Source organism: Streptococcus sp. DD04, from assembly GCF_001578725.1.
Taxonomy (GTDB): domain Bacteria; phylum Bacillota; class Bacilli; order Lactobacillales; family Streptococcaceae; genus Streptococcus; species Streptococcus sinensis.
Map to the genome: position 1 here is coordinate 1 of NZ_KQ969013.1, position 347 is coordinate 347.

At 40.3% G+C, this 347-nt stretch carries 1 protein-coding gene; it reads right to left on the reverse strand.

Annotation, left to right across the window (positions count from 1 at the left end):
• A partial coding sequence (locus STRDD04_RS10310; protein ID WP_197460103.1) for a transposase occupies positions 1–347 on the reverse strand: 347 nt, incomplete at both ends.

A 347-nucleotide genomic window follows, 5' to 3' on the forward strand; every position in this document is an offset into this window, starting at 1 on the left:
CGGACGATAAAAGCGTTTATCGCTGAGTTTCCGACTATCTTGTTGAATGAGTTTCCAGTAGCGTTTCAATGCTTTGTATTCGTACGATTTTCGATCCAATTGATTCATGATTTGAACACGAACACGACTCATAGCCCGGCTGAGATGTTGTACAATGTGAAAACGATCCAGAACGATTTTAGCCTTTGGAAATAGTTTTCTGGCAATATCGTAGTAGAGACTAAACATGTCCATTGTAATGATCTTGACGCGACTTCTTACCTTTCTGGAATAGCGCAGAAAGTGATTGCGAATCGTTGCTTGGGTCCGTCCATCTAAGATAGCTATGATCTTTCTGGAATCAAAAT